Origin of the sequence: Flavobacterium sp. JLP (assembly GCF_015350755.1) — a bacterium.
GTDB lineage: Bacteria > Bacteroidota > Bacteroidia > Flavobacteriales > Flavobacteriaceae > Flavobacterium.
Map to the genome: position 1 here is coordinate 11,918 of NZ_JADKPS010000007.1, position 22,776 is coordinate 34,693.

Genomic DNA, 22,776 nt, shown 5'->3' on the forward strand with positions numbered 1-22,776 from the left:
TGTGAAAAATGGCCAGCTCGTCGACTAAAAAGCATTAATTGTCGTATTTATGTAAGAATTTAATTTAATTCGTTTAATTTTGATTGATCAATTTGCCACGAGTATGAAAAAACAACTACTTTTTATATTTTTTATTTTTAGCTGCGCCAACATTTATGCTCAAAGCGATGACTTGTGGCAGAGGTCAAATTCAAGTTCTGCTCTCAGCAAAAAGATAAATTCATCCGATTCTGATAAATTATACTATAAATTAAATTCAGATTTTTTAAAATCAAAACTTTCTCCTGCGACAAATGAAACGACGCAAAACGGTACTGTAGAAATCACTTTTCCAAATGCAGCAGGTGTTTTAGAAAGGTTTGCAGTTTGGGAATCTTCGAATTTTGAGCCAGAATTACAGGCAAAATATCCAGAAATAAGAGCGTATGAAGGAAGGGGTTTAGATGATAAAACGGCGAAAATTCATTTTAGCGTTTCTCCTGCAGGAGTACAAACCATGGTACTTCGTCCTGATAAATCGACTGAGTTTATTGAAACAAATCCAGACAATCCAGCAGAATATGTTTTATTTGCTAAAAATAGTACCACTTCAAAAAGATTACTTTGTAAAACAGACGATTTATTTTTAGATAAAAATCTTTCTGGCAAAACGGCGAAAACTGCATCTAATACAAAAGTTTTTAAAACAATGCGTTTGGCATTGTCTTGTACCGCCGAGTATACTACTTTTTTTGGAGGTACAAAAGCTGCTGCATTAGCCGGAATGAATGCAACAATGACGAGAGTTAATGGTATTTTTAATAAAGATTTGGCCGTAAAATTGGTCATAATTGCCAATACAGATGCTGTAATTTATACAGATGCAGCAAGTGATCCTTACTCGAATGCTTCTACAGGTGCAGACGGCGCATGGAATCAGGAAGTGCAAACGACTTTAACCAACGTAATTGGAAATGCGAATTATGATATTGGGCATTTATTTGGAGCTTCGGGCGGTGGCGGAAACGCAGGATGTATAGGCTGTGTTTGTACCAACCCAACAGTTAATGTGCCTTTAGGAAAGGGAAGTGCTTATACTTCGCCTTCTGATTCAAAACCTCAGGGAGACACATTTGATATTGATTTTGTAGCGCATGAATTCGGGCATCAATTAGGTGCAAATCATACATTTTCATATGATTCTGAAGAAAGAACCACCGTAAATGTTGAGCCAGGAAGCGGTACGACAATAATGGCTTATGCTGGAGTTACTGTTGATTATGATATTCAAAGTGCTTCTGATGATTATTTTGCTTATGCTAGTATTCTGCAGATTCAAAATACTCTTGCATCAAAAAGTTGTCCGGTAAATACTGCTATAACAAATAATCCACCTACAATAAATGCTGGAGAAGATTATACTATTCCCATTGGTACGGCTTTTATTCTAACAGGAACGGGTTCTGATCCTGAAGGAGATTCGGTAACTTATACTTGGGAACAGAATGATAATGCCACAACAACTTCTGGAGCAAACAGTATAGCATACCCAACAAAACCAGATGGTCCTTTGTTTAGATCTGTGATTCCGAGCAGCAGTACAATTCGTTATATGCCTAGCTACAGCTCAGTTCTTCAAAATAGATTAACCACAACTTGGGAGTCAGTTTCGTCTATTGCAAGAACGTTGCATTTTACCTTAACGGGAAGAGATAATGCAGCTTTAGGAACAGCACAAACCAATACAGATGCAATGGTGGTAAATGTTGCTTCATTCGCTGGTCCGTTTGCGATAACTTCTCATACAAATGATAATGTAAGCTGGTGGCAGGGATTAAGCGAAACAGTAACTTGGAGTGTAAACAATACAAATACGCTGCAAGGTTCTACTACGGTTAACATAAAATTATCTACAGACGGAGGTTTAACTTTTCCGATAACTTTAGCGGCAAATACTCCAAATGACGGTTCTGAGACAATTGTACTTCCAACAAGCGTACCTTCATCTAAAAATTGCAGAATCTTGATTGAACCTACGGGAAATATTTATTATGCAATTAACAGCAAAGCTTTTGCAGTTGGTTATACGTCATCAGCAACCTGTGATTCTTATAGCTTTGGGAATTCATTTTCAATTCCAAATACTGCTGCTTTTGTGACTAGAACAATAACAGTTCCAGATACTGGTGCAACGGTTGCAGATGTAAATGTTTCTGTAAATGTAACACATGCAAGATTTTCTGATATTGAAATTCAAATCGTAAACCCACAAGGAACTATTGTGCGTTTATTTAATAAAAACTGCGGATCTACAAATTCAACTTTAGCACTCCAGTTTGATGATGCCGGTGCCGCTCTAGATTGTAATGCAACTACTCAGCAGATTGTTATTCCTGTAGATGCTTTAAGTGTTTTTAATGGGCAAAATACACAAGGAACTTGGACTTTAAGAGTTCGAGATGCAGTTACTGGAAGTTTCGGTACTTTAAATTCAGCTTCAATAAGCATCTGCGGTCAAACGTTTACTTTAGGAACTAGTGATTTCGAAAATATAGATTTCAGTCTTTATCCAAATCCCAATAAAGGAAATTTCAACATTCAGTTTGAAAGCCAGGGAACAAAAGGAGTTAAAGTATTTGTTCATGATATCCTAGGCAAAAATGTATATTCTAATACTTTTGAAACTACAACTCAGTTCAATCAAAATATTCAATTGCAAAATGTGTCTTCAGGAATTTATCTTGTAACGATTATTGATGGAGATCGAAGAACAGTTAAGAAACTTGTAGTTAACTAAATTTCAATATTTAAATTCCAAATTCCAATTAAAAATGAGTTGGAATTTGGAATTTATTCTTTTTAAGAGTTCGCCATCGCCATACAAACAATACTAATCTTAGCTCCGGGAATTTTTAGTAATGCTCGTGAACAGGCTTCTAGAGTTGCGCCGGTAGTAAGAACATCATCAACAATTAAAAAATGTTTGTTTTGATTTGCTTCTGAGAAGTTGGCGTCAAAAATAGCATCAATGTTTTCAGATCTTCCCAAAAGATTCTTTTTAGATTGTGTTTTCGTGTATTTCTTTCGGTATAAAATAGAATCATCAAAGCTGATATTAAAACCTTCGGATAAAGCTTTTCCAAAAGTTGTGACTTGATTGTAACCGCGTTCTCTAAATTTTTTCGGATGGAGCGGTACCGGAATTACAACATCAAAAGGAGTTTTCAGATTTAATTCTTTCAAATCTTCTACGTACCAATTTCCTAAGAGCGCACCAATTTCTTCGTGACCTTTGTATTTTAGGTTATGAATCAATTCCTGAACTATTCCTTTTTTATTGAAATACAAAAATGCCGAAGCGTGTTCAATTTCAATTTTGCCATAAAATTTTTTAACGGCTTCATTATTTGAGTCTAAATGATATTGCGTAAGAGGCATTTCGTGTCGACAGCTGGTGCATAACACAGATTCATCATTTAGTAAAAGTTGCCGGCATCCGGCACAAACTTTCGGAAAAAATAGGCTTATAAGATAATTAAACACAAATAGAAAGAATTTAGTTACAAAAATAACGAAATCAATCCTTCAATCTTTATTATTTTTCTTTTTTTTAAAAGTACTTTTTATATTTTTGCATCACTATGGCAAAACAAGAAGATTTATTTAAGAATGTGGTTTCGCACGCAAAAGAGTACGGATTTATATTTCCGTCAAGCGAAGTATACGATGGATTAAGTGCTGTGTATGATTACGCACAAAATGGTGTCGAGTTAAAAAAGAATATCCGTGAATATTGGTGGAAATCAATGGTTCAGATGAATGAGAATATTGTCGGCCTTGATGCTGCAATATTAATGCATCCAACGACTTGGAAAGCTTCAGGCCACGTTGATGCCTTCAATGATCCATTAATTGATAATAAAGATTCTAAAAAAAGATATAGAGCCGATGTTTTAGTAGAAGATTTTGCTGAAAAGATCAATCAAAAGGCTCAAAAAGAAATTGAAAAAGCAAGAGCTCGTTTTGGTGATGCTTTTAATGAAGAAGAATTTGTTACCACAAATGCCCGCGTTGTAGAATATCTTTCAAAATACAAAGAAATTTTATCAAGGCTTGCAAAAGGAATGACTGATAATCTTCAGGATGTAAAAGCTTTAATCGAAGAATTAGAAATTGCTGACCCTGAAACTGGTTCAAAAAACTGGACAGACGTAAAGCAATTTAACCTAATGTTCGGAACTAAACTTGGAGCTTCTGCAGAATCTGCAATGGATTTATATTTGCGTCCAGAAACAGCTCAGGGGATTTTTGTAAATTTCTTGAATGTTCAGAAATCAGGCCGTATGAAAGTTCCATTTGGAATTGCTCAAACAGGTAAAGCGTTTAGAAACGAAATTGTTGCAAGACAATTCATTTTCCGTATGCGTGAATTCGAACAAATGGAAATGCAGTTTTTCGTTCGTCCGGGTGAAGAAATGAAATGGTACCATCACTGGAAAGAAACGCGTTTAAAATGGCATTTGTCTCTAGGACTAGGAAAAGAGAACTACCGTTTTCATGATCACGAAAAATTAGCGCATTACGCAAATGCGGCGGCAGATATTGAATTTAACTTCCCATTCGGATTTAAGGAATTAGAAGGAATTCACTCTCGTACAGATTTTGACTTAAAAGCGCACGAACAATATTCAGGCAGAAAACTGCAATATTTTGATGCTGAATTGAATGAAAATTACGTTCCATACGTTGTAGAGACTTCTGTAGGTCTGGATCGTATGTTTTTAGCTGTTTTTGCAACATCGTTGCAAGAAGAAACTTTAGAAGACGGATCAACAAGAACTGTTCTAAAATTACCAGCAGTTTTAGCGCCAACAAAAGTGGCAGTTTTACCATTAGTTAAGAAAGATGGTTTGCCAGAAATTTCTAAAAAAATTATCGAAGATTTAAAATGGGATTTCAATGTAGCGTATGATGAAAAAGATGCAGTTGGTCGTCGTTATAGAAGACAAGATGCTCTTGGAACTCCATTTTGTGTTACTGTAGACCATCAAACAATCGAAGATGAAACAGTAACCATTCGTCATAGAGATACAATGAAACAAGATCGAGTTAAAATCTCTGAATTAAGAGGTATTATAGAGAACGAAGTTTCGATGAAAAATTGGTTGATGAAAATGTAATTTTTTATTTTAACACTATATAAATCCCAAATTCCTAGCAGGAGTTTGGGATTTTTTTAATTTTGAGATTTGCATTTCATCGATGATTTCTGCATTTCGTCCTTATGTATTAACATTTTGTTTTAATGTGTTAACAATGAAATGTTTAGAATATTGAAATGCGTAAATTTAATTGCGTATAATACACCATAACCAAAAATTGAAAAAATATTCGTACATTATTGTTGACAATGACGCTGAAAGTGTTTTGAAAACCAGAATCGTTGCAGAAGGTTTCTCAGAATTGACTTTTATAGCATCTGCTACGAATTACCTTCAAGGTTTAAATTTAGTTTTGGAACATCGGCCGTCCTTTGTTTTTCTCGAAGTTGATCCTGAAAATTCTTTAAGTAATTTGTCATTGGCATTTATTGGCGAATTATATCGATATCTGGCTATTATTCCTAAAATAATAATTACTACAACCAAAAAAGATTTTGCTTTCGAAGCTATTCAGTACAGCGTTTTTGATTATATCATAAAGCCTTTAACCCACATTGATCTGCTCAAAACACTTCTCAAATTAGATAAAATACTTATTGAGCCAAAAAATACACATATTACTGCAGTTTTGCCTGAAACTATTGTTCCTCAAGAAATTGTTTCTATAGTCGAAAATCCTGTTTTAAAAGAGGAAATAACACCAACTATTATTAGAGAAGTACAAATAACTCACGAGGCCGAAAAACCGCTTATTATTTGTGTAAAATCATATGGCGATTATCGCTATATGAATGCGGCTGATATCTGCTATTTTCAAGCCGATAATAATTCGACAGATATTTATTTGAGTTCTGGCGAAATGGTTACTGCTTTTAAAACTTTAAAACATTTTGAAATTGTATTATCTCTACCTTTTGTAAGAATTCACAATAGTTATATTATCAATCAAAATTATATTTCTAGAATTCACCACGGGAACTCAGTTTGTTACATAAAAAACTCTCCAAAAAAGATCCCTTTTTCAAAGACCTACAAATCAAATATCGATTTAATTATTGCTGATTTCGCAGCGGGAAACTACTTAGAGGTCTAAAAATTAGATATTTACACAGATTTGACGCTCATTGACTATCATTTGGGCATGATCTACCATAAAGCCAATTTTTCGTATAAATTTTTTTTGATTCTGGAGTTAGTTTTACACCATGATTCGCACAAGGCGATCAACTCCAAAAACAAAAAATCACATTTAATACCCCCCAGGAACATGAAAAAAACAGCTTTAACAATCGGATTATTTTCTTTAGTAGTAGTAGCAACATCTTTTGCTAACCCAACAATAAATTCAGCAACAAGTTCATATAATGAAGAAGGTGTAATAACTGGACAAAATCAAGGAAGAAAACTTGATTTTCATTCTGATGGTAATCAACTTAAAAATAATAATCAATCTGAAGGATTTCGTCAAGATAGACAATCATTAGGGAATACTATAAAACTTGACTAATAATACAAGTTTACTATAACAAAAAAAGGCTCTCAAATTTTGAGAGCCTTTTTTTGTGTCTTTACTTTTAGTATTTTTGATGAAATTCATTAAAATATTGAGAAAAGCCTGTCAAATATTATTAGTTCTGCTTGTATTTAGCTGTACCAAGAAAACTGATCTAAATAAAGAAATAACTTCTTCAGAGGATAGTCTTTCAACATACCTATCATTGGCTAATGATATTAACTTGTCATATGACTACAAGCAAAAATATAACCATAAAGCTTTTTCTATTGTTAGCAATCAAGAAAATGATTCAATGAATAGAGTTAATCTTTTTAAAATTGCTAATCGATATTATAACATGAATGATTTAAAATCATATCAGCAAATATCACATTTAGTCCTACAAAGATCCAAAAGTGCAAAAGATTCTGTTAGCACAGCAAAAGCTTATACTTATTTGGGAGATTATTATAGTTCTGAAGGAATCGCAGATAGTGCTTTTTTGTTTTTTTTTAGAGCTCAAAAAATCTATTTGCAAATTAATGATGATTATAATTTAGCAAAAGCATTCTTAAGCAAAGCAAGCCTTCAGTACAACGAAGGAGATTTTTTTGAAAGTGAAATTGCTGTTTTTAAAGCATTAAGTATTTTAAAAAAACAAAAAAATGTTAGTGATTTACTTTATGAGTGTTATAATCTTTTAGGCATATTATATAGCGACAGAGAAGAATATACAAAATCATTAGAATTTCATAATAAAGCTCTAGAAGTTTTAAATGATAATTCTATACCATCAGAACTTCAGCTAAGAGCAACTTCGTTAAATAATATAGGATTTGTTTATATCAGTATGCGCGATTATGAGCAGGCCAAAAAATATTTTCAACGCGGATTAAAGGAAAAAAATCTTTTTAAGGAAAAGGTAGTTTTATATGCCATGTTATTAGATAATTTGGCGTATTCCAAGTTTAAATTAAAAGAATCAGACGGACTTCCTGATCAGTTTTTTAAAGCTTTGCGAATAAGAGACAGTCTTGGATTAAAATCTGGAATAATCTCAAATAAGATTCACTTGTCTGAATATTTTGCTTTTAAAAGAGATACTTTTAGAGCAATTCAATTTTCAAAACAAGCATTAATTTTAGCCAGAAATTCAAATAAAATAGGGAATACGATAGATGCTCTTAAACAAGTTGCAATTGTTGATCCAAGAAATGCTTCGACTTATTCAAAGGAATACATTCGATTAAATGAAAAAATGCTGAAATCAGAACGCAAAATGGGAGAGAAATTTTCCCGTATTGAATATGAAACAAACGAAATAAAAGATCAAAATTCGAATTTGCAGGAAAAGAATAAAACATTAGTATATGTTTTTAGTATTTGTACATTAGCGGGGTTATTTTTCTATGTATACAAAACACAGCAGGCAAAGAATCGTGAATTGCTTTTTAAACAGCAACAGCAGATTGCCAATGAAGATATTTATAATTTGATGATCTCGCAGCAAAATGACATCGAGCTGACTCGTATAAAAGAGAAGAAAAAAGTTGCGCAAGAGCTTCATGATGGTGTTTTGGGCCGAATGTTTGGCGTGAGAATAAGTTTAGACAGTTTAGATAAAATAGATGAAGCGCAGGCAGCTCCAAAAAGAAAAAAATACTTAACAGAACTTAAACACATAGAAGAAGATATACGAGAAATTTCGCATGATTTAAATAGAGAAAAATCAGAATTAATTAATAATTTTGTGGCAATTTTGTCGAAACTGTTTGAAAATCAGCAGAACACGTATGATTCAGAATTAATTACAAAATTTGATTCTCATATAAAATGGGAATTGGTCAGCAATGCTGTTAAAATTAATTTATACAGAATAGTGCAGGAAGCGCTTCAAAACTGTAATAAATATGCTAAAGCAAATATTATCAGGGTTGAATTTAAAAGCGAGATAGATCATTTGGTTTTATCTATTCTGGATGATGGTATAGGTTTTAATACAAAAAGAACCAAAAATGGTATAGGATTGCATAATATTCAATACAGAGCGACAGAATGTAAGGGTACAGTTACGATAAAATCTGCCAAAGGAGAAGGAACACTTCTAATAGTTAAAGTCCCAATAGATCAAAAAATTAACCTGCATAATAATGACATTTGACCTTACAGCCTCATCTTCGCAAACAATTAAGCGAAATATTCTAATCGTAGATGATCACCCTTTTATTATTGAGGGATATAAAAATGCAATTACGCGGTATAATCCAAAAGAGTATGACTTTGTTATTTCGCAAGCTTACGACTGCAGATCTGCCTATGATTTGCTTGAAGATGAAGCAACTCCAAACTTTGATATTGCTTTTCTAGATATCAGTATGCCAGCATATGAAGAGAAAGAGCTTTATTCTGGAGAAGATTTGGCAAAGCTTATCATGAAAAAAATGCCATATTGCAAGATTATCTTGCTAACAATGTATACAGAACTTCTTAAGATAAAAACAATTATCAGAACCATTCAGCCCAATGGACTGATCATAAAAAATGATCTCACTTTTGATGAGTTGCTTTTTGCTTTTGATAAGGTAATTAAAAACGAAAAATATTACAGTCAGTCCGTTGTAAAAATGCTGAATCAATCACCTCATAATTCAATTGAAATTGATCAGTTTGATAAACAGATTTTATTTCATTTGTCAAAAGGAACGAAAGTTGAAGAAATGTCTCAATACATTCCTATTTCCTTAAACGCAATCGAAAAGCGCAGAATCAATTTAAAAGAACTTCTTAAAATAAAATCCGGCTCTGATGAAGAATTGGTAAAAGAAGCAAAAAGCAAAGGGCTTTTCTAAATATAAAATTTCAAATAAAAAAATTCCAAATTCCAATGTATAATAGTATTGGAGTTTGGAATTTTTTTATTTGAAATTTTTAAAACTACTCACTCAAAGCATCCCAGCCTCTTGCTTTTAGAGCAATTTTTGTATTAGCACGGGTTACCAAATGAATTCCCTCGCTTTCATCTGCCATGTGGCCGATAATTGAGAAGTTTGGATTTCCTTTTATTTTGTCAAAATCGTTAATATCGATTGTGAATAGTAATTCATAATCTTCGCCGCCATTAATAGCAACTGTTGTACTGTCAATATTAAACTCTTCGCAAGTCGAAATAAATTGCGGATCTAAAGGCAGTTTATCTTCATATAAATTACATCCCACTTTAGACTGTTTGCACAAATGAATAATTTCTGATGATAATCCGTCAGATATATCAATCATAGAAGTTGGTTTTATCTCAAGCGCGTGCAATAAAGTACGAACATCTTTTCTTGCTTCCGGTTTCAACTGGCGCTCGATTAAATAACTGTACATATCTAAATCGGGCTGACTGTTAGGATTTACCTGAAAAACCTGTTTTTCTCGTTCTAAAACCTGTAATCCCATGTAAGCAGCACCGATATCTCCGGTAACAACTAATAAGTCAGTTTGTTTAGCTCCATTTCGGTATACGATTTCATCTTCGTTAGCCTCACCAATTGCGGTAATGCTGATAATTAATCCTTTTTGAGACGAGGTAGTGTCTCCTCCAATAACATCAACTTTATATTCTTTTGCGGCGTGTGTAATTCCTTCAAATAATTCTTCTAAAGCTTCTAGAGGAAAACGATTAGAAACGGCAACAGAAACAGTTATTTGCGTTGGTTTGGCATTCATTGCACAAATATCAGACAGATTTACAACTACTGATTTATAACCTAAATGTTTTAAAGGCATATAAGCTAAATCAAAATGAACACCTTCGATTAGCAAATCTGTAGAAACAACTGCTTTTTTATCTTTGAAATCAAGAACTGCTGCATCATCACCTATACTTTTTAAAGTAGATTCCTGAGTAACATCAAAATTTTTGGTTAAATGTTCAATTAAACCAAACTCGCCTAATTGCGCTATACTGGTACGTTGCGGATTTTTATCTTCGATCATTATTTTAAATTCCAAAAGTTATTTAGCTACAAAGGTACAAAGTTGATAGTTTAATAGCTATAATTATCAGATAAAGGATAATTTCATTAAACCACGGCATCAAATAATTACCTTTTTAAAGTGAAATGAGATTTAAATATTTGAGACACGCCGTTTTGGGTATAAAAAGCTTGAAACCAATAATCACTGGAAGGAAGCGGACTTCCATTATAATTACCATCCCATCCAGGTCCAGAAGGTTTGAGCTGTTTTAGGAATTTACCATAGCGGTCGAAAATATTTATTACTGCGTCAGGCTGAAAAGCGAGATCTGTAATGTTCCAAGTATCATGAAAACCATCGTTGTTTGGAGTGAAAAACTTAGGATATTTTAGAACGTTGGCAATTAAAATTTGATCATCACAATTTCCTTTTATGTCTTTAATTGTAATAACATGCTCTCCGGAATCAACATCCGAAAAAACATTGCTGGTTTGAAAACCGCCATCATCTAATTGATATTCGTATGTTCCAAATCCATTTGTTAAGTTTACAATTATATCGATATTATCTTCAAAAGCATCGGTAACAGTAACGGTTGCAATTGCCGGACTTGATTTTTCGACGATAACTGTGGTTGTGCTATAACCGCAATCGTCACCAATATTAGGTGTAATTTTAGTACTTACAACGGTATAAGTTCCTTCTTTAATGGCTGTATAAGCTGGTCCCGTGCTTATTTTACTGCCTTCTAAAAACCAGTCAACGGTATAAATATTCGAGTTAAGTCCGGAATCTAATTGTACCGGACTCAGTAAAATTCCGGTTTGATAATCGACACAAATTATGCCGCCATTTATTGGCAAATCTTTTAAAGGGTAAATCGTAATATTAAAATCATCTTGAGAAGCACAAGTCTGATTTGTCGCTGGAAAAGCATAGATATACATTTTTTGGCTGGTCTTTATTTGTTCACCAGCAAAATATTGCGTTCCTGTCGCACTTGGTCCGCTATAGTAATAACTTCCAATCGGTAAGGGAGGCAATGTGTAGCTTTCACAAATGGCAACATCAGGTGTACTGACCAGTATGGGCGTTATAGAAATGGTAACAGAAAAGCTCTTTTCGCTCGTGCAAGTCGATCGCGTTCCCACAATCGCATAAACATAGATTGTCTGTGAGGAAGTTAAAACAGTTCCCGCTGGAATAATGGGACCTTTGCCTCCAGGCTGTGAAAAATAATTGCCTAAATTTAATGGTGGAAGGGTGTAGCTGTCGCAAACATTTATATTTTCGAAAGTTCCAACATCTATTCCGTTGGCATTGATTTTAAAAAAAGTTTCATTAGTGCACGTTTTAAAATCAGGCCATTCATTATAAATATAAACAGTTTGAGTTGTTTTTATGCTTGTTCCTTCAGCAATTTGAGTTCCCAAACCATTTGGGCCTCCTGTAGCGGTGTAGTATTGACCATTTTTCAATACAGGCAGTTTAAAATCTGCACAGGTAACGACATCAGTAAAACTATCAACTGGGGGAAGCTTTCTAATTTCGACAATAAAACTATGTTCATTATTGCATTCTGTTCCAACGGAATAAACATAGATGGTTTGTGTTGAAGTGATTATGTCTCCAGCTTTTAACGAATTTCCTCCGCCATTTGTACCAGTAAAATAATTGCCATTTATCAAGGGAGGCAAAATATAACTTTTGCATTCAAGCCTATTGCTAGGCATATCGACCAAAGGCAAGGGTTTTATGGTAATGTCATATTTAAGGTTATTTGTACAATTGTTAGAAGTTGTAGTGGCGACATAATAATAAACGGTTTGTGAGGTGGTAATAATGGTTTCAGAAGGAATGTTTTTTCCTTGTCCACCAGGACTATCATAATAACCTCCTATTTCAACTGCTGGCAAAGTGTAGCTGCCGCATTGCGTAATTGGAACAAAGATTGAAGAATCAACAATATCAATTTTAAAAGAATGTTCATTGGTACACCTTCCGTCATTTGCAAAAACAAATAAGGTTCGGCTTGAAGTTATATTCGTTCCAGCATTCAATAAAGTTCCACCGCCACCAGCTGCAGTGTAATAATTTCCATTAACTAAAGAAGGCAGTGTATACGAATCGCAAGTCACTACATTACTTGGTTTGTCTATCGGTGGCAGGGGATGAACAATAAATGGCACAGCTTCGTCACGACAAACTGATCCATTAAATACGGCATAATAATAAATGGTCTGATCAGTAGTAAATAATGTGCCGTTTGGAATAGGATCTCCCCGGCCACCAGGTTCGGTAAAAAAACCGCCCGCAGCTACTCGGGGAACAATGTATGCTCCACAAGCTTCTTTTGCAAATGAGAGTTCATAAACTAAGGTTACATTAAAGTAATTCTCATTGGTACAATTATTACTAGTTGAACCACTGTATATGTAATATACTCCAGTTTTTGTAATAACATCTCCAGCATTCAATTTGGTTCCCGTTCCGCTTGGACCAGTGTAATAATTTCCAAAAGTGATTTGCGGCAATGTATAACTGTTGCAGGCAATAACATCTGGAAGAGCATCTACATTCGGAAGCGAATTAATTATGATATCGAAATTTACTATAGTATAACAAACTGAGCTCGAAATATTTTGAACTCGCACCCAGATGGTTTGTGGCGATTGAGATAAAGAAGTAATAAAGACAGTTGGATTTGGTATACTGTTCCTGCCATTGTTTGCATCTGTTTGGCTTGTGTAATATATAATTTTATAATCTGATGGATTTAATCCATTTAAGATAGCCGGTTCTTGAACAGTCAAATCAACTCGTACTCTTCCTGAATTGGTATCACAAACACTCAAGTCTGGCGGTTTTACAACGTTGATTGGAGCGGTCACCAACAAATCAAATGAGATTAGATTATTGCAAAACGTATTTCTATTATTAACTGGTACCGCTTTTATGTATATAGTTTGATTGCCAGAGCTGGTAAAAGAGTTCAATTGATTTTCTGGTATTATTGGGCCGTTTGCATTGGCAGCAGTCAAAGAAGCAAAATAATAAAGTGAATATTCTGCCGGATTAACACCTAAGACAGTCGCATTATTTTGAGTTAGGTCATATTGGTAGATACCGTTTTCGGTATAGCAGGCAATCAAATTCTTAGGAGGTTTAATCGCCAAATCGCTAATCACGACTTCATCTTTTATAACGCAGCCAGAAAGTGTTGCCGTAACGCCATAAGTTCCGGCTTTATCTAGCGTTAAAGAACTGCTTGTTTCTCCAGGAATAACGGTTCCGTTTAAAGTCCAGATATAGGTATAATTCCCGATAAGTCCTGATTGAAGTGTGATTTTTTCGCCTTGACAAATATTTCTGTCTGGACCCAAATCCATATTGGTCATAAAACTGCCCCCTTTTATAAAAACTGCAGAATCATAATTGCTGTCATTGTAATCGCCAATTGCCAGTTTGATGCTGTAAGTTCTATTTGGAATTACAGTTGACGAAGCCATTAGAACTTTGGTCTCACCTCTCATATTTATGGCCGAATTTGCTGGATTATTTACGTTATAATGGTCAAATAAATTGGCATTGGCAGATAAACAGGAAGAATTATATTGTTGATCTCTAATATTCTTGACTGAAACAGGCGTATTTGTTCCCGGAACTACAGCAAGATTAGTGGTAGTTCCTGTAGTTAAATCAGTCAGTATAAATGCAAAAACATCGCTGAAACCACATTGAAATTCGCCATATTCATTCGAAGCAAAAAGAAACTCAAAACTAAAATTACTCGATAAAGGCGTAAAATCAAACTGAACAAAACTTACATCTGTGATCGGAACAATTTGTCCGTTGCTGTCACTGATAACCTGCAGATCGCTGTCATTGGCAGTATTCAATTGACTGCTTTCATTATTGCCAGTATAGTTTCCTTCGGTATATTTGGCGATTCCATTACGAATAATGATTCCTTCTGAAATGGGAAAGTTAGGATTCGTACTTGTAAATTTACCAATGCCCAGATGTGATGAGAACTTGAAGTTATTTTCGTTGGCACAGGCATTCTGCATTAATTCTTCGCGAATCAGTTCAGGTATAGTCAAAGTTGTAGTGTCGACAACGATCCCCTGTGACAAAGATATAGTCGAATAAAATAATAAAAGAAGAAATAGAGTTGCTCTCATAATTCTTATTTTTATTAATTGGGGTTATTAAAGATACGAATGATTTTATTTTTAATACCATGAATGTCAGTTTTTTATGATTTATTTCGTTAAGATTAATTATTTGTCCAAAAGTGATTATCGGTTTTAATTTTAGTAAATTGCATATACATCTCATAAATAGAAACCATTTTCACAATAAAAAAATATGAAATCATTTGATATAGTTACCTTGACCGTAAACCCTTCCGTAGATAAGAGCACACATTTCTCTGGTTTAATTGCTGAGCAGAAAATTAGATGCAAAGACCCTCAGTTTGATGCTGGAGGCGGTGGTATAAACGTTTCAAAAGCAATTTCTCGCTTGCGCGGAAGTTCTCTTGCTGTCTTTACTTCTGGCGGACCTGTAGGAGAAATGCTTAAAGATTTGGTTAAAAAAGAAAAAATTGATTTTGAAGTTATTGAAACGGAAACGGCAACAAGAGAAAATTTTATTGCTGTTGATGATCATACAAATTCGCAATATCGTTTTGGATTTTCGGGCGATGTTTTAGCTGATGTTGAGGTTGAAAAAATTTTAAAAACCATTTCAGAATTAAAACCTAAGTTTTTGGTGGCAAGTGGCAGTTTGAACGAAGGTTTATCTGATGATTTTTATCAAAGAGTGGCTGAAATTGCTAAAAAATCAAATTCTAAATTAGTCGTTGATACTTCCGGAGAAGCCTTGAAGAAAGTTTTAGAAACGGGTGCTTATCTTATAAAACCAAATGTTGGAGAACTCGCAAAATTAGTAGGAGTAGAGCGCCTTGAAATGGAAGAAGTAAACGATGCCGCAAAAAAAATAATTGCCAAAGGCGGAGCAGAAATTGTCGTAGTTTCACTCGGGCCTCAAGGTGCAGTTCTGGTTACTAAGGACATTTACGAATATGTACCTGCGCCAAATGTTGCTAAAAAAAGTACTGTGGGAGCAGGAGACAGTATGGTTGGGGGCATAGTTTGGGCATTATCTCAAAATAAAGATTTGAAAGAAGTAATTCGCTGGGGTGTTGCCTGTGGATCAGCCGCGACCATGAATGAAGGAACGCAATTATTTAAATTTGAAGATGCCAACCGTTTGTTTGAATGGCTGAAGAATAAATAGATTTAATTGTTAATTATGAATTGTGAGTTTAGGAAATAAAGTAAAATATTTTTTCCTGCTGACAAACTGTTGTCACCGACCCTCAATAATTTTGAAGTATTAAACAAATTAAAACTTTAAAATCATGAAAACATTAGAAGCAAATGCACAAGTAATCAGTTCAGAAGATTTATTAAAACACTGGCAAGGACACCGCGCACTTACACGCCGAATTATCGAAGTTTTTCCGGAGAAGGATTTTTTTGAATTTTCGATTGGCGGAATGAGACCTTTTGCAAAATTAGTAGATGAACTTTTAGCAATTGCAGTTCCGGGCTTAAAAGGAATTGTAAATAAAGAAATTAAAGCTTTTACCGAAGAGGAATCGGAAAAATTGATTTTTAAAGCGCAATATCTTGAAAAATGGGACGAAGCAACTTTAGAAATCAATAAATATTGGGAAAAACTGTCGGTTGAGGATTTTAGTGAAACTTTTAATCTGTTTGGTCAATACGAATTTCCTGTTATACAGAATATATTATATTTTATTGATAATGAAGTACATCACCGCGGACAAGGATATGTGTATTTAAGAGCTTTAAATATTCAGCCTCCTTTTTTCTGGGAAAGATAAAACCTTAGAATTTATAACAAAAAACTCCTAAAAGATGAAATCAAATTCTTCTCTAGGAGTTTTTTTATAAAAGTCTTTTTCGATTAACCTCCAACAATTCTAAAGTTCTAGTTTTAAGTCTTTCCGGTTCTAAGATTTTAGCGTAATCTCCAAACATTAAAAACCACCGTGGAAAACCGCTTTCTATATCTCTGCACATAAAGGTCATTTCGATTTGTCCGTTTACTTCTTTTTCAGAAACATATCCATGATATTTTTGTTCATAACGAAGGTAACAGGCAATTTTTTTATCGACTAAAATGCGAACTTTTGTCGTTGGTATCGTTTCTGTTTTCGTTAAATATGTTTCTAAAGAATCGTGTTCTAATGTAAAATCGTAATCTGTTTTTTGAATTCCCTGAATTCTATCGGTTCTAAATTGGCGATAATCTTTCCTCAAATGACAATATCCTAAAAAATACCAATTATTGTTATCATGAAAAACACCAACAGGCTCAATATTTCTATTGCTCGCTTCTTCGGCTTCCAAGGTTTTATAAGTTAAAAGAACTTGCTTTTTCTCCGCAATACTTTCAAACAAAACGGCTAAAGTATTAGGAGAACTGTCATTAAACATGGGTTCGGCAGTTTGCATAACTACTCTCGATTCAATATTCGAAAGCCAATCTTTATCCGTACTTCTTAAAACCGATTTGAGTTTATACATGGCAGAAGCGTAATGTGACCCCAGAGATGGATCAGTGAATTTCTGCATTAATTTCTCTGCAGCAATAAAACTGCTCACTTCTTCGCGCGTAAACATAACTGGAGGCAATCTATAACCTTCCATTAAAGCATAACCCACTCCGGCTTCACTATAAATAGGAACTCCGGAAGCTTCAAGAGTTCGAATGTCCCTGTAAATAGTTCTCAAACTACAGTCAAAACGATCAGCCAATTCCTGAGCTTTTACAATTTTTTTAGATTGTAATTGAATCAGAATGGCGACAATTCGATCAAATCGTTTTGGGGTTTCGTCGAGCATGATTTTTTTTGAGGGTTGAGAGGTTCAAAGATACAGAGTTTTTAATGTGGAAATAAAAAGAAAGTCTTTAATAATTAATTCAAAATGCTATTTTTGAATAAATATGACAAATAAGTTTTAATGAAAATATATGATAGAAAATTACACTTTTAATGAAACTCACACACGATTTGAACCTCTTAACAATAAATGTACTTATTGCGGAGAAGCAGAAATGAAAAGTATTGATGATTGCTGTTTTGTATCTCTTTATGCAATTAATGACAGAACAAACCTTATTGTCTACAGATCTGTAAAATATGCAGCAATCACGATTGGAGTACCACGATGTTCCTCTTGTAAAAAAATCCATATTTCGACGCAAAGCAAAGCAAATTGGGTTAGTCTCGGGATATCTGCATTTGTTTTAGTTTTTATTATTTACTTATTTTTTGGTTTTAATCCTTTCTCAATTGTCTTTGGGCTTTTTGGAATTTTTATTGGCGCAGTTTTATTGGCTCCAAAATTAACGGAGACATATACGAGTAATCAAGGAATCTATACAATGAAAGATGGTGCTGAAACAAACCAATTTATTCATGATCTAGTTATGTCTGGCTGGTCTTTTACCAAGCCATCAGCATAAATAAAAAACCTCGCTGTTTGCGAGGTTTTTATCTTATTTGAAAATTTTTATTTCTTTATAAATTTCTTGAAAACTGATTTTTCTCCATCATTCAATTCTATAATATAAATTCCTGAGCCAATTCTGCTAATATTAATGCCAGCTTCATCAACTTTGCCTTCATCAATATTTTGACCAACTACATTAGTTATCTTGTATGTTGCTGTTTTATTTTCAGGAATTCTGACAAACAATTTATCATGAGCTGGATTTGGATGCAAAATATAACCAAGATTCTTTGAAGCGTCATGATCTTCGACAGAAAGATTTGATTGGATATTTACAGTATAATCTTCTACTTCTCCCAAAGCAAATGTTTCGCAGCTGTCAGGAGTTCCGCTTTGTTTCATAGAAATCCTCATTCTTGTCGATCCGTTAACAGCAGTATTTGGAATTGTAAAATTACCTGTTACAGCTGTTGAAGTTACCAGAGCTGAACTCCAAATTAATTCATTGGCATCCTCAAAATCTTTATCTCCATTTAGGTCAATCCAAACAGCAAACACATTTGATTTGCCGTTTGAAGTCCAAGTTTCTATAGTAATCGTATTGCTTTGACCCTTTGCTAAATTTGTAGATATTGTCGTGAAGTCAGAATATCCTCCAATTCCTCCTTTTGTTGTATTGTCTATTGAGTTTAAGAGTACTTTATTAATGTGTCCTTTTTCTGTATCTGTTCCAGCAGAAGTACAATATAAAATTTCTTTATCGGTAGTTACAGTTACAGTATTACTCGCATCAGATAAATTTTTTGCCCTGTCTTTTGCTTTAACGGTAAATAAATAATCCCTTCCTAATATTAGATTTTTAACGGTATAAGTTGTTGTTGTAGACGTTGCAATCAGCGTATTATCAATATAAATTTCATAACTGGTTACACCTACATTATCTGTAGAAGCTGTCCAAGTTAAGATTGTTGTTGTTCCGTTAGTTGTCGCAGTAAGATTTTTTGGTGCTGTTGGAGGCGTTGAGTCTTCCGGTAAAGTATCTACTATAACATTTTTGCTGGCGTCAGATAAATTTCCGTCAGCATCTTTTGCTTTTACAGTAAACGAATACCTTTGTTCTGCTATTAAATTCGTAAAAGTATAAGTCGTATTTGTTGTTGTAGCAAAAAGAACATTATCCAGATAGTAAATGTTATAGCCGGTAACTGCAATATTATCTGTCGAAGCTGTCCATGATAAAGTAGTTCCTGATTTTGTAGTGTTAGAGGCTATAAGATCTGTTGGCGCAGTTGGAGGCGTTACATCCTGGCCCAGAGTGGTTATCATTAATTTAGTACTAGCTTCAGAAACATTTCCCGCTTCATCTTTGGCTTTTACAGTAAAAGTATAAATTGAGTTTGATTTTAAATTTGAAACATTGTAAGTTGTTGTAGATATTGTTTCAAGTAAAGAGTAATCCTTATAAACCTCATAACTAACAACGCCTACATTATCTGTTGATGCTGTCCATGATAATATTGTTCCTGTTTTTGTGGTATTGCTTGCGGTAAGATTTAATGGAGGTGTTGGAGCCATTATATCAGCCGCCAAGGTAGTCACTAAAGCAGTGTTGCTTTCTAAAGAGCTGTTTCCAGTATAATCTTTAGCTTTTACAGTAAACGAATAAGCGGTTTGCGAATTCAAGCCTGTAACTATATATTCTGTATTAGAGGTACTTGCTGTAAGAATACCATTCTTATAAATTTCGTAAGTGGCAACGCCAATATTGTCTGTCGAAGCTTTCCAGGACAAATTAGCTGTGAATGACTTGATGTTCGATGCTGTTAGGTTTGTGGGTGCAGTTGGAGCTTCAAATTCTACTATTGGTTTTTTAATAGTGACTGAATAATCTTCAACCTCTCCATAAGGAAATTTTTCGCATGATGTTGGAATTCCATTTTGCTTCATGGCAATTCTTAGCCTTGTTTTTCTCGGAGTTACAGTAGTAGGAATCGTAAAATTTGCAACAGCATCAAAGTTTAGGGTTGAGATATTCTTGTATGTTGAACTCCATACCAATTCACCTTCATCATCAAAATCTTTATCATCATTGAAGTCAATCCAAATTGCAAATCCATTAGATTCAGTTTGTGGACTGCTTTTATAAATTGTTGTAATAATAGAGATTTCCTGCCCGGGAGTTATTGAAGCGGTATAAATCGTAACATCTTCATAGCTGGATGAACCAGAAAAGTGAGTGACTGCTCCAAAATCAACATTTGAAATGTAGTCTTTTTTTCCAATTGTTGCCCCAGGAATGCAGTATTTTAGCAATGCGACAGTTTGAATTGTTAGCGTACCGCTTTTAGAAGTGTAGGAATCATCATTAAGGACAGCCTCAACAATAAACGAATATGTTTTCTCACTTTCCAATCCAGTTACATTAAAAGTTGTTATGTTGCCATCAACTGTGCCAATTTTTTGACCATCTTTATAGATTATGTAAGATGTTATAGGTGTGCCATTTTTCGATGGTGTCCATGTTAGCGTTGCTGATGAGGTTGTAATTTCTGTTGCCGTTAGATCTGTCGCAGGCAGTGGAGCGGGACCATAGTTTAAGGTAGTGCCTTTAATACTATCACTCATTGGCGATTTATTTGATGCTTCGTCAACTGCTTGTACCGTAACGGTATAATCTCTATTTGGACCAAGACTTTTGATCGTGAAATAAGGATTTTTCGTTGAGCCAAAGGATTGATTGGTAAGCGACCCGTACGATAGATAAATATAGTAAGTTATATCGCCACTGCTTACTGAGGGACTCCATGAGATGTCAATTTTAGTAGCACTTACATCCGTAATCTTTAAATTTGTTGGAACACTAGGATTTGGAGCTCGTAGTGTTTTAATAAATACAGGAGTGCTAGACTTCGAGACTGTCCCGTCAGATTTTTTTGCTTTTACTGTAAATAAATAGGCTCTTAATTGCATTAAACCAGTAACGGAAAAATTGGTGGTTTGCGAATTTCCAATCAAAACATCTTCCTTGTAAATTTCATAGCCAACAATATCTGCTGTATTTGCAGGCGCGAGCCATGCTAAATCAGTTGTTGTCCAAGTAGTACCTGACGCGACTAGATTTGTTGGTGGTGAGGATGCATTAGGATCATTAGAGGAATTTATAATATTTACAGTATAATCAAAAGTGTGTCCATAATTGTAAGTGCCAGTGTAATCTCCACAAGGATAAGGAATGCCAACAGCATCACCTTGAGTTGTTACTCTCATTCTAGTTTCTCCACTAATTGCGCTTTCAGGAACTAGAAAAGTACCTATTACCGGTGAAGTTGTAGTAACTTCTTGATTCCAAATCAATTCTCCAGGATCATTAAAATCAAAATCTTTATTGTAATCGATCCAAACAGCATAACGTTGACCAAACTGAGTTTGACCGCTAATATATTCAGTTGCAGTAAGGGTAATACTATATGATATTCCTTTCTTTAAATCTGTAGTCGGCGAAGTACTGTTGCCACTTTGTGATGCATCTTGTTTGGTGTCAAGAGAGCCAACTTGTACTCTGCTTATAGACATAGGTATAGAGCTGCTAAAGCCTGTAGAAACACAATAAGCAGGAATAGGAGGTGCTGTAGTTACAGTAATTACGGCACTTAAAGGAGATGTATTTCCGGCAGCATCTTTTGCTGTTATTGTAAAAGAATACTTTGTATTGGCTTGTAATAGTGTGGCATTAAAATTAGCCGATGTTGATGTACCAGCAAGATAGCCATCTTTAAAAATCTCATACGAAGTAACCCCTCTGTTATCTGTTGATGGAATCCACGATAAATTTATAGATGTTGGGTTAATTTCCGTAGTAATTACACTAGGTGTTGTTGGTGGCAGCGTATCTACAGTTTCAAATAAAACAGCAACACTTTTCTGAGAAACATTTCCGGCAGCATCTCTGGCTTTTACTGTAAAAGTGTAAATGTTGTTTGGGACTAAACCTGTAACGGTAAAGTTTGTGGTAGTTGAAGTTCCAACAAGCAAACTGCCACCTTGATAAATATCGTAAGCAGCCACAGCATCATTATCTTTTGAAGCTGCCCATGATAAATTGATACTCGTAGCAGTTGCTCCTGAAGCTGTTAATTTGGTTGGTATAGTTGGCTCCGTTATGTCTAGCGTTTTAATCGAAAGTGAAACACTTGCAACTGAAACGTTTCCCGCGGCATCCTTGGCCCTTATTTTAAAACTAGTACTATAATTTGAAGATAAAGGAGTAACAGTAAAAGATGTTGCCGTTGAATTTCCCATAAGTATATTGACTCCCTGATAAATGTCATAAGACACAACACCTACATTATCTATAGAAGCTGTCCAAGATAAAGTTACACTTGATGCTGTAATTTGTGTTGCCACTAAATTTGTAGGAGCGGTTGGAGCTTCTGTATCTGCAATTGAATGAGAAAAGGAATTTTCTATACTGGAAAAAATGCGTAAATCAGAAATAATAGATTTAGTTCCTGCATTCGCAAATATTGGTGTTAGAAGTGAAATAAACAAAATAATTTGCAATCTAGCTTTAAGTAAAGTTTCTATCATATGGTATCGTTAATTAGTAGAGTAAATCTATTGCTTT

14 protein-coding genes are annotated in these 22,776 nt (G+C 34.4%); 9 read left to right on the forward strand and 5 right to left on the reverse strand.

The features are described from left to right. The first annotated feature begins 103 nt into the window (after positions 1–103). Positions 104–2,776 carry a reprolysin-like metallopeptidase gene (locus IRZ83_RS15740; RefSeq protein WP_194570173.1) on the forward strand — a complete coding sequence of 891 codons (2,673 nt, stop codon included), beginning with the start codon at positions 104–106 and terminating at the stop codon, positions 2,774–2,776. A 62-nt stretch (positions 2,777–2,838) separates the two neighbouring features. Here the strand turns inward: IRZ83_RS15740 and IRZ83_RS15745 are convergent, their stop codons facing one another. Next, positions 2,839–3,417 carry a ComF family protein gene (locus tag IRZ83_RS15745; RefSeq protein WP_194570175.1) on the reverse strand — a complete coding sequence of 193 codons (579 nt, stop codon included), beginning with the start codon at positions 3,415–3,417 and terminating at the stop codon, positions 2,839–2,841. A gap of 203 nt (positions 3,418–3,620) precedes the next feature. Between IRZ83_RS15745 and IRZ83_RS15750 the strand changes: the two genes are divergently transcribed. The 5 genes from IRZ83_RS15750 (at position 3,621) to IRZ83_RS15770 (ending at position 9,485) form a co-directional block, all read left to right on the forward strand. Beyond that, on the forward strand, positions 3,621–5,159 hold the full coding sequence (locus IRZ83_RS15750; RefSeq protein ID WP_029270986.1) for a glycine--tRNA ligase: 1,539 nt from the start codon (positions 3,621–3,623) through the stop codon (positions 5,157–5,159). A gap of 199 nt (positions 5,160–5,358) precedes the next feature. Further along, entirely contained in the window at positions 5,359–6,234 is an 876-nt protein-coding gene (locus IRZ83_RS15755; protein ID WP_194570177.1) for a LytR/AlgR family response regulator transcription factor, read from the forward strand. A gap of 174 nt (positions 6,235–6,408) precedes the next feature. Further along, positions 6,409–6,648, forward strand: a complete 240-nt coding sequence (locus IRZ83_RS15760; protein ID WP_194570179.1) for a hypothetical protein — start codon at positions 6,409–6,411, stop codon at positions 6,646–6,648. Between the two features lie 301 nt (positions 6,649–6,949). Continuing rightward, positions 6,950–8,797: an ATP-binding protein gene (locus IRZ83_RS15765; RefSeq protein WP_317174573.1), complete on the forward strand. Its 1,848-nt coding sequence runs from the start codon at positions 6,950–6,952 to the stop codon at positions 8,795–8,797. Continuing rightward, positions 8,787–9,485, forward strand: a complete 699-nt coding sequence (locus IRZ83_RS15770; protein WP_029270980.1) for a response regulator transcription factor — start codon at positions 8,787–8,789, stop codon at positions 9,483–9,485. The genes IRZ83_RS15765 and IRZ83_RS15770 overlap by 11 nt, the downstream gene beginning before the upstream one ends. An 85-nt stretch (positions 9,486–9,570) precedes the next feature. Here the strand turns inward: IRZ83_RS15770 and thiL are convergent, their stop codons facing one another. Both thiL and IRZ83_RS15780 read right to left on the reverse strand, forming a co-directional pair. Then, the gene (gene thiL / locus IRZ83_RS15775) at positions 9,571–10,617 is read right to left on the reverse strand and encodes a thiamine-phosphate kinase (protein ID WP_029270978.1); all 1,047 of its coding nucleotides are present in this window, start codon (positions 10,615–10,617) and stop codon (positions 9,571–9,573) included. 107 nt (positions 10,618–10,724) lie between these two features. After that, entirely contained in the window at positions 10,725–14,783 is a 4,059-nt protein-coding gene (locus IRZ83_RS15780; protein WP_194570183.1) for a T9SS type B sorting domain-containing protein, read from the reverse strand. Positions 14,784–14,970: 187 nt separating this feature from the next. Here IRZ83_RS15780 and IRZ83_RS15785 point away from each other — a divergent pair, with 187 nt between their 5' ends. Further along, positions 14,971–15,903, forward strand: coding sequence for a 1-phosphofructokinase family hexose kinase (locus IRZ83_RS15785; RefSeq protein ID WP_194570185.1), 933 nt, complete (start codon positions 14,971–14,973; stop codon positions 15,901–15,903). 124 nt (positions 15,904–16,027) lie between these two features. Then, on the forward strand, positions 16,028–16,516 hold the full coding sequence (locus IRZ83_RS15790; RefSeq protein WP_194570187.1) for a DinB family protein: 489 nt from the start codon (positions 16,028–16,030) through the stop codon (positions 16,514–16,516). A gap of 64 nt (positions 16,517–16,580) precedes the next feature. Here the strand turns inward: IRZ83_RS15790 and IRZ83_RS15795 are convergent, their stop codons facing one another. After that, complete coding sequence (locus tag IRZ83_RS15795; RefSeq protein ID WP_194570189.1) at positions 16,581–17,540, reverse strand: helix-turn-helix transcriptional regulator; 960 nt, start codon at positions 17,538–17,540, stop codon at positions 16,581–16,583. Positions 17,541–17,670: 130 nt separating this feature from the next. Here IRZ83_RS15795 and IRZ83_RS15800 point away from each other — a divergent pair, with 130 nt between their 5' ends. Continuing rightward, on the forward strand, positions 17,671–18,165 hold the full coding sequence (locus IRZ83_RS15800) for a hypothetical protein (RefSeq protein WP_194570191.1): 495 nt from the start codon (positions 17,671–17,673) through the stop codon (positions 18,163–18,165). Positions 18,166–18,212: 47 nt separating this feature from the next. Here IRZ83_RS15800 and IRZ83_RS15805 read toward each other — a convergent pair whose 3' ends face one another. Then, positions 18,213–22,739, reverse strand: a complete 4,527-nt coding sequence (locus IRZ83_RS15805; RefSeq protein WP_194570193.1) for a fibronectin type III domain-containing protein — start codon at positions 22,737–22,739, stop codon at positions 18,213–18,215. Between the last annotated feature and the right edge of the window lie 37 nt (positions 22,740–22,776).

Coding starts and splice junctions, on each gene's coding strand:
- IRZ83_RS15740 (WP_194570173.1), top strand. CDS start 104: ATGAAAAAACAACTACTTTTTATATTTTTTATTTTTAGCTGCGCCAAC.
- IRZ83_RS15745 (WP_194570175.1), bottom strand. CDS start 3,417: ATGCCTCTTACGCAATATCATTTAGACTCAAATAATGAAGCCGTTAAA.
- IRZ83_RS15750 (WP_029270986.1), top strand. CDS start 3,621: ATGGCAAAACAAGAAGATTTATTTAAGAATGTGGTTTCGCACGCAAAA.
- IRZ83_RS15760 (WP_194570179.1), top strand. CDS start 6,409: ATGAAAAAAACAGCTTTAACAATCGGATTATTTTCTTTAGTAGTAGTA.
- IRZ83_RS15765 (WP_317174573.1), top strand. CDS start 6,950: ATGAATAGAGTTAATCTTTTTAAAATTGCTAATCGATATTATAACATG.
- IRZ83_RS15770 (WP_029270980.1), top strand. CDS start 8,787: ATGACATTTGACCTTACAGCCTCATCTTCGCAAACAATTAAGCGAAAT.
- thiL (WP_029270978.1), bottom strand. CDS start 10,617: ATGATCGAAGATAAAAATCCGCAACGTACCAGTATAGCGCAATTAGGC.
- IRZ83_RS15780 (WP_194570183.1), bottom strand. CDS start 14,783: ATGAGAGCAACTCTATTTCTTCTTTTATTATTTTATTCGACTATATCT.
- IRZ83_RS15785 (WP_194570185.1), top strand. CDS start 14,971: ATGAAATCATTTGATATAGTTACCTTGACCGTAAACCCTTCCGTAGAT.
- IRZ83_RS15790 (WP_194570187.1), top strand. CDS start 16,028: ATGAAAACATTAGAAGCAAATGCACAAGTAATCAGTTCAGAAGATTTA.
- IRZ83_RS15795 (WP_194570189.1), bottom strand. CDS start 17,540: ATGCTCGACGAAACCCCAAAACGATTTGATCGAATTGTCGCCATTCTG.
- IRZ83_RS15800 (WP_194570191.1), top strand. CDS start 17,671: ATGATAGAAAATTACACTTTTAATGAAACTCACACACGATTTGAACCT.
- IRZ83_RS15805 (WP_194570193.1), bottom strand. CDS start 22,739: ATGATAGAAACTTTACTTAAAGCTAGATTGCAAATTATTTTGTTTATT.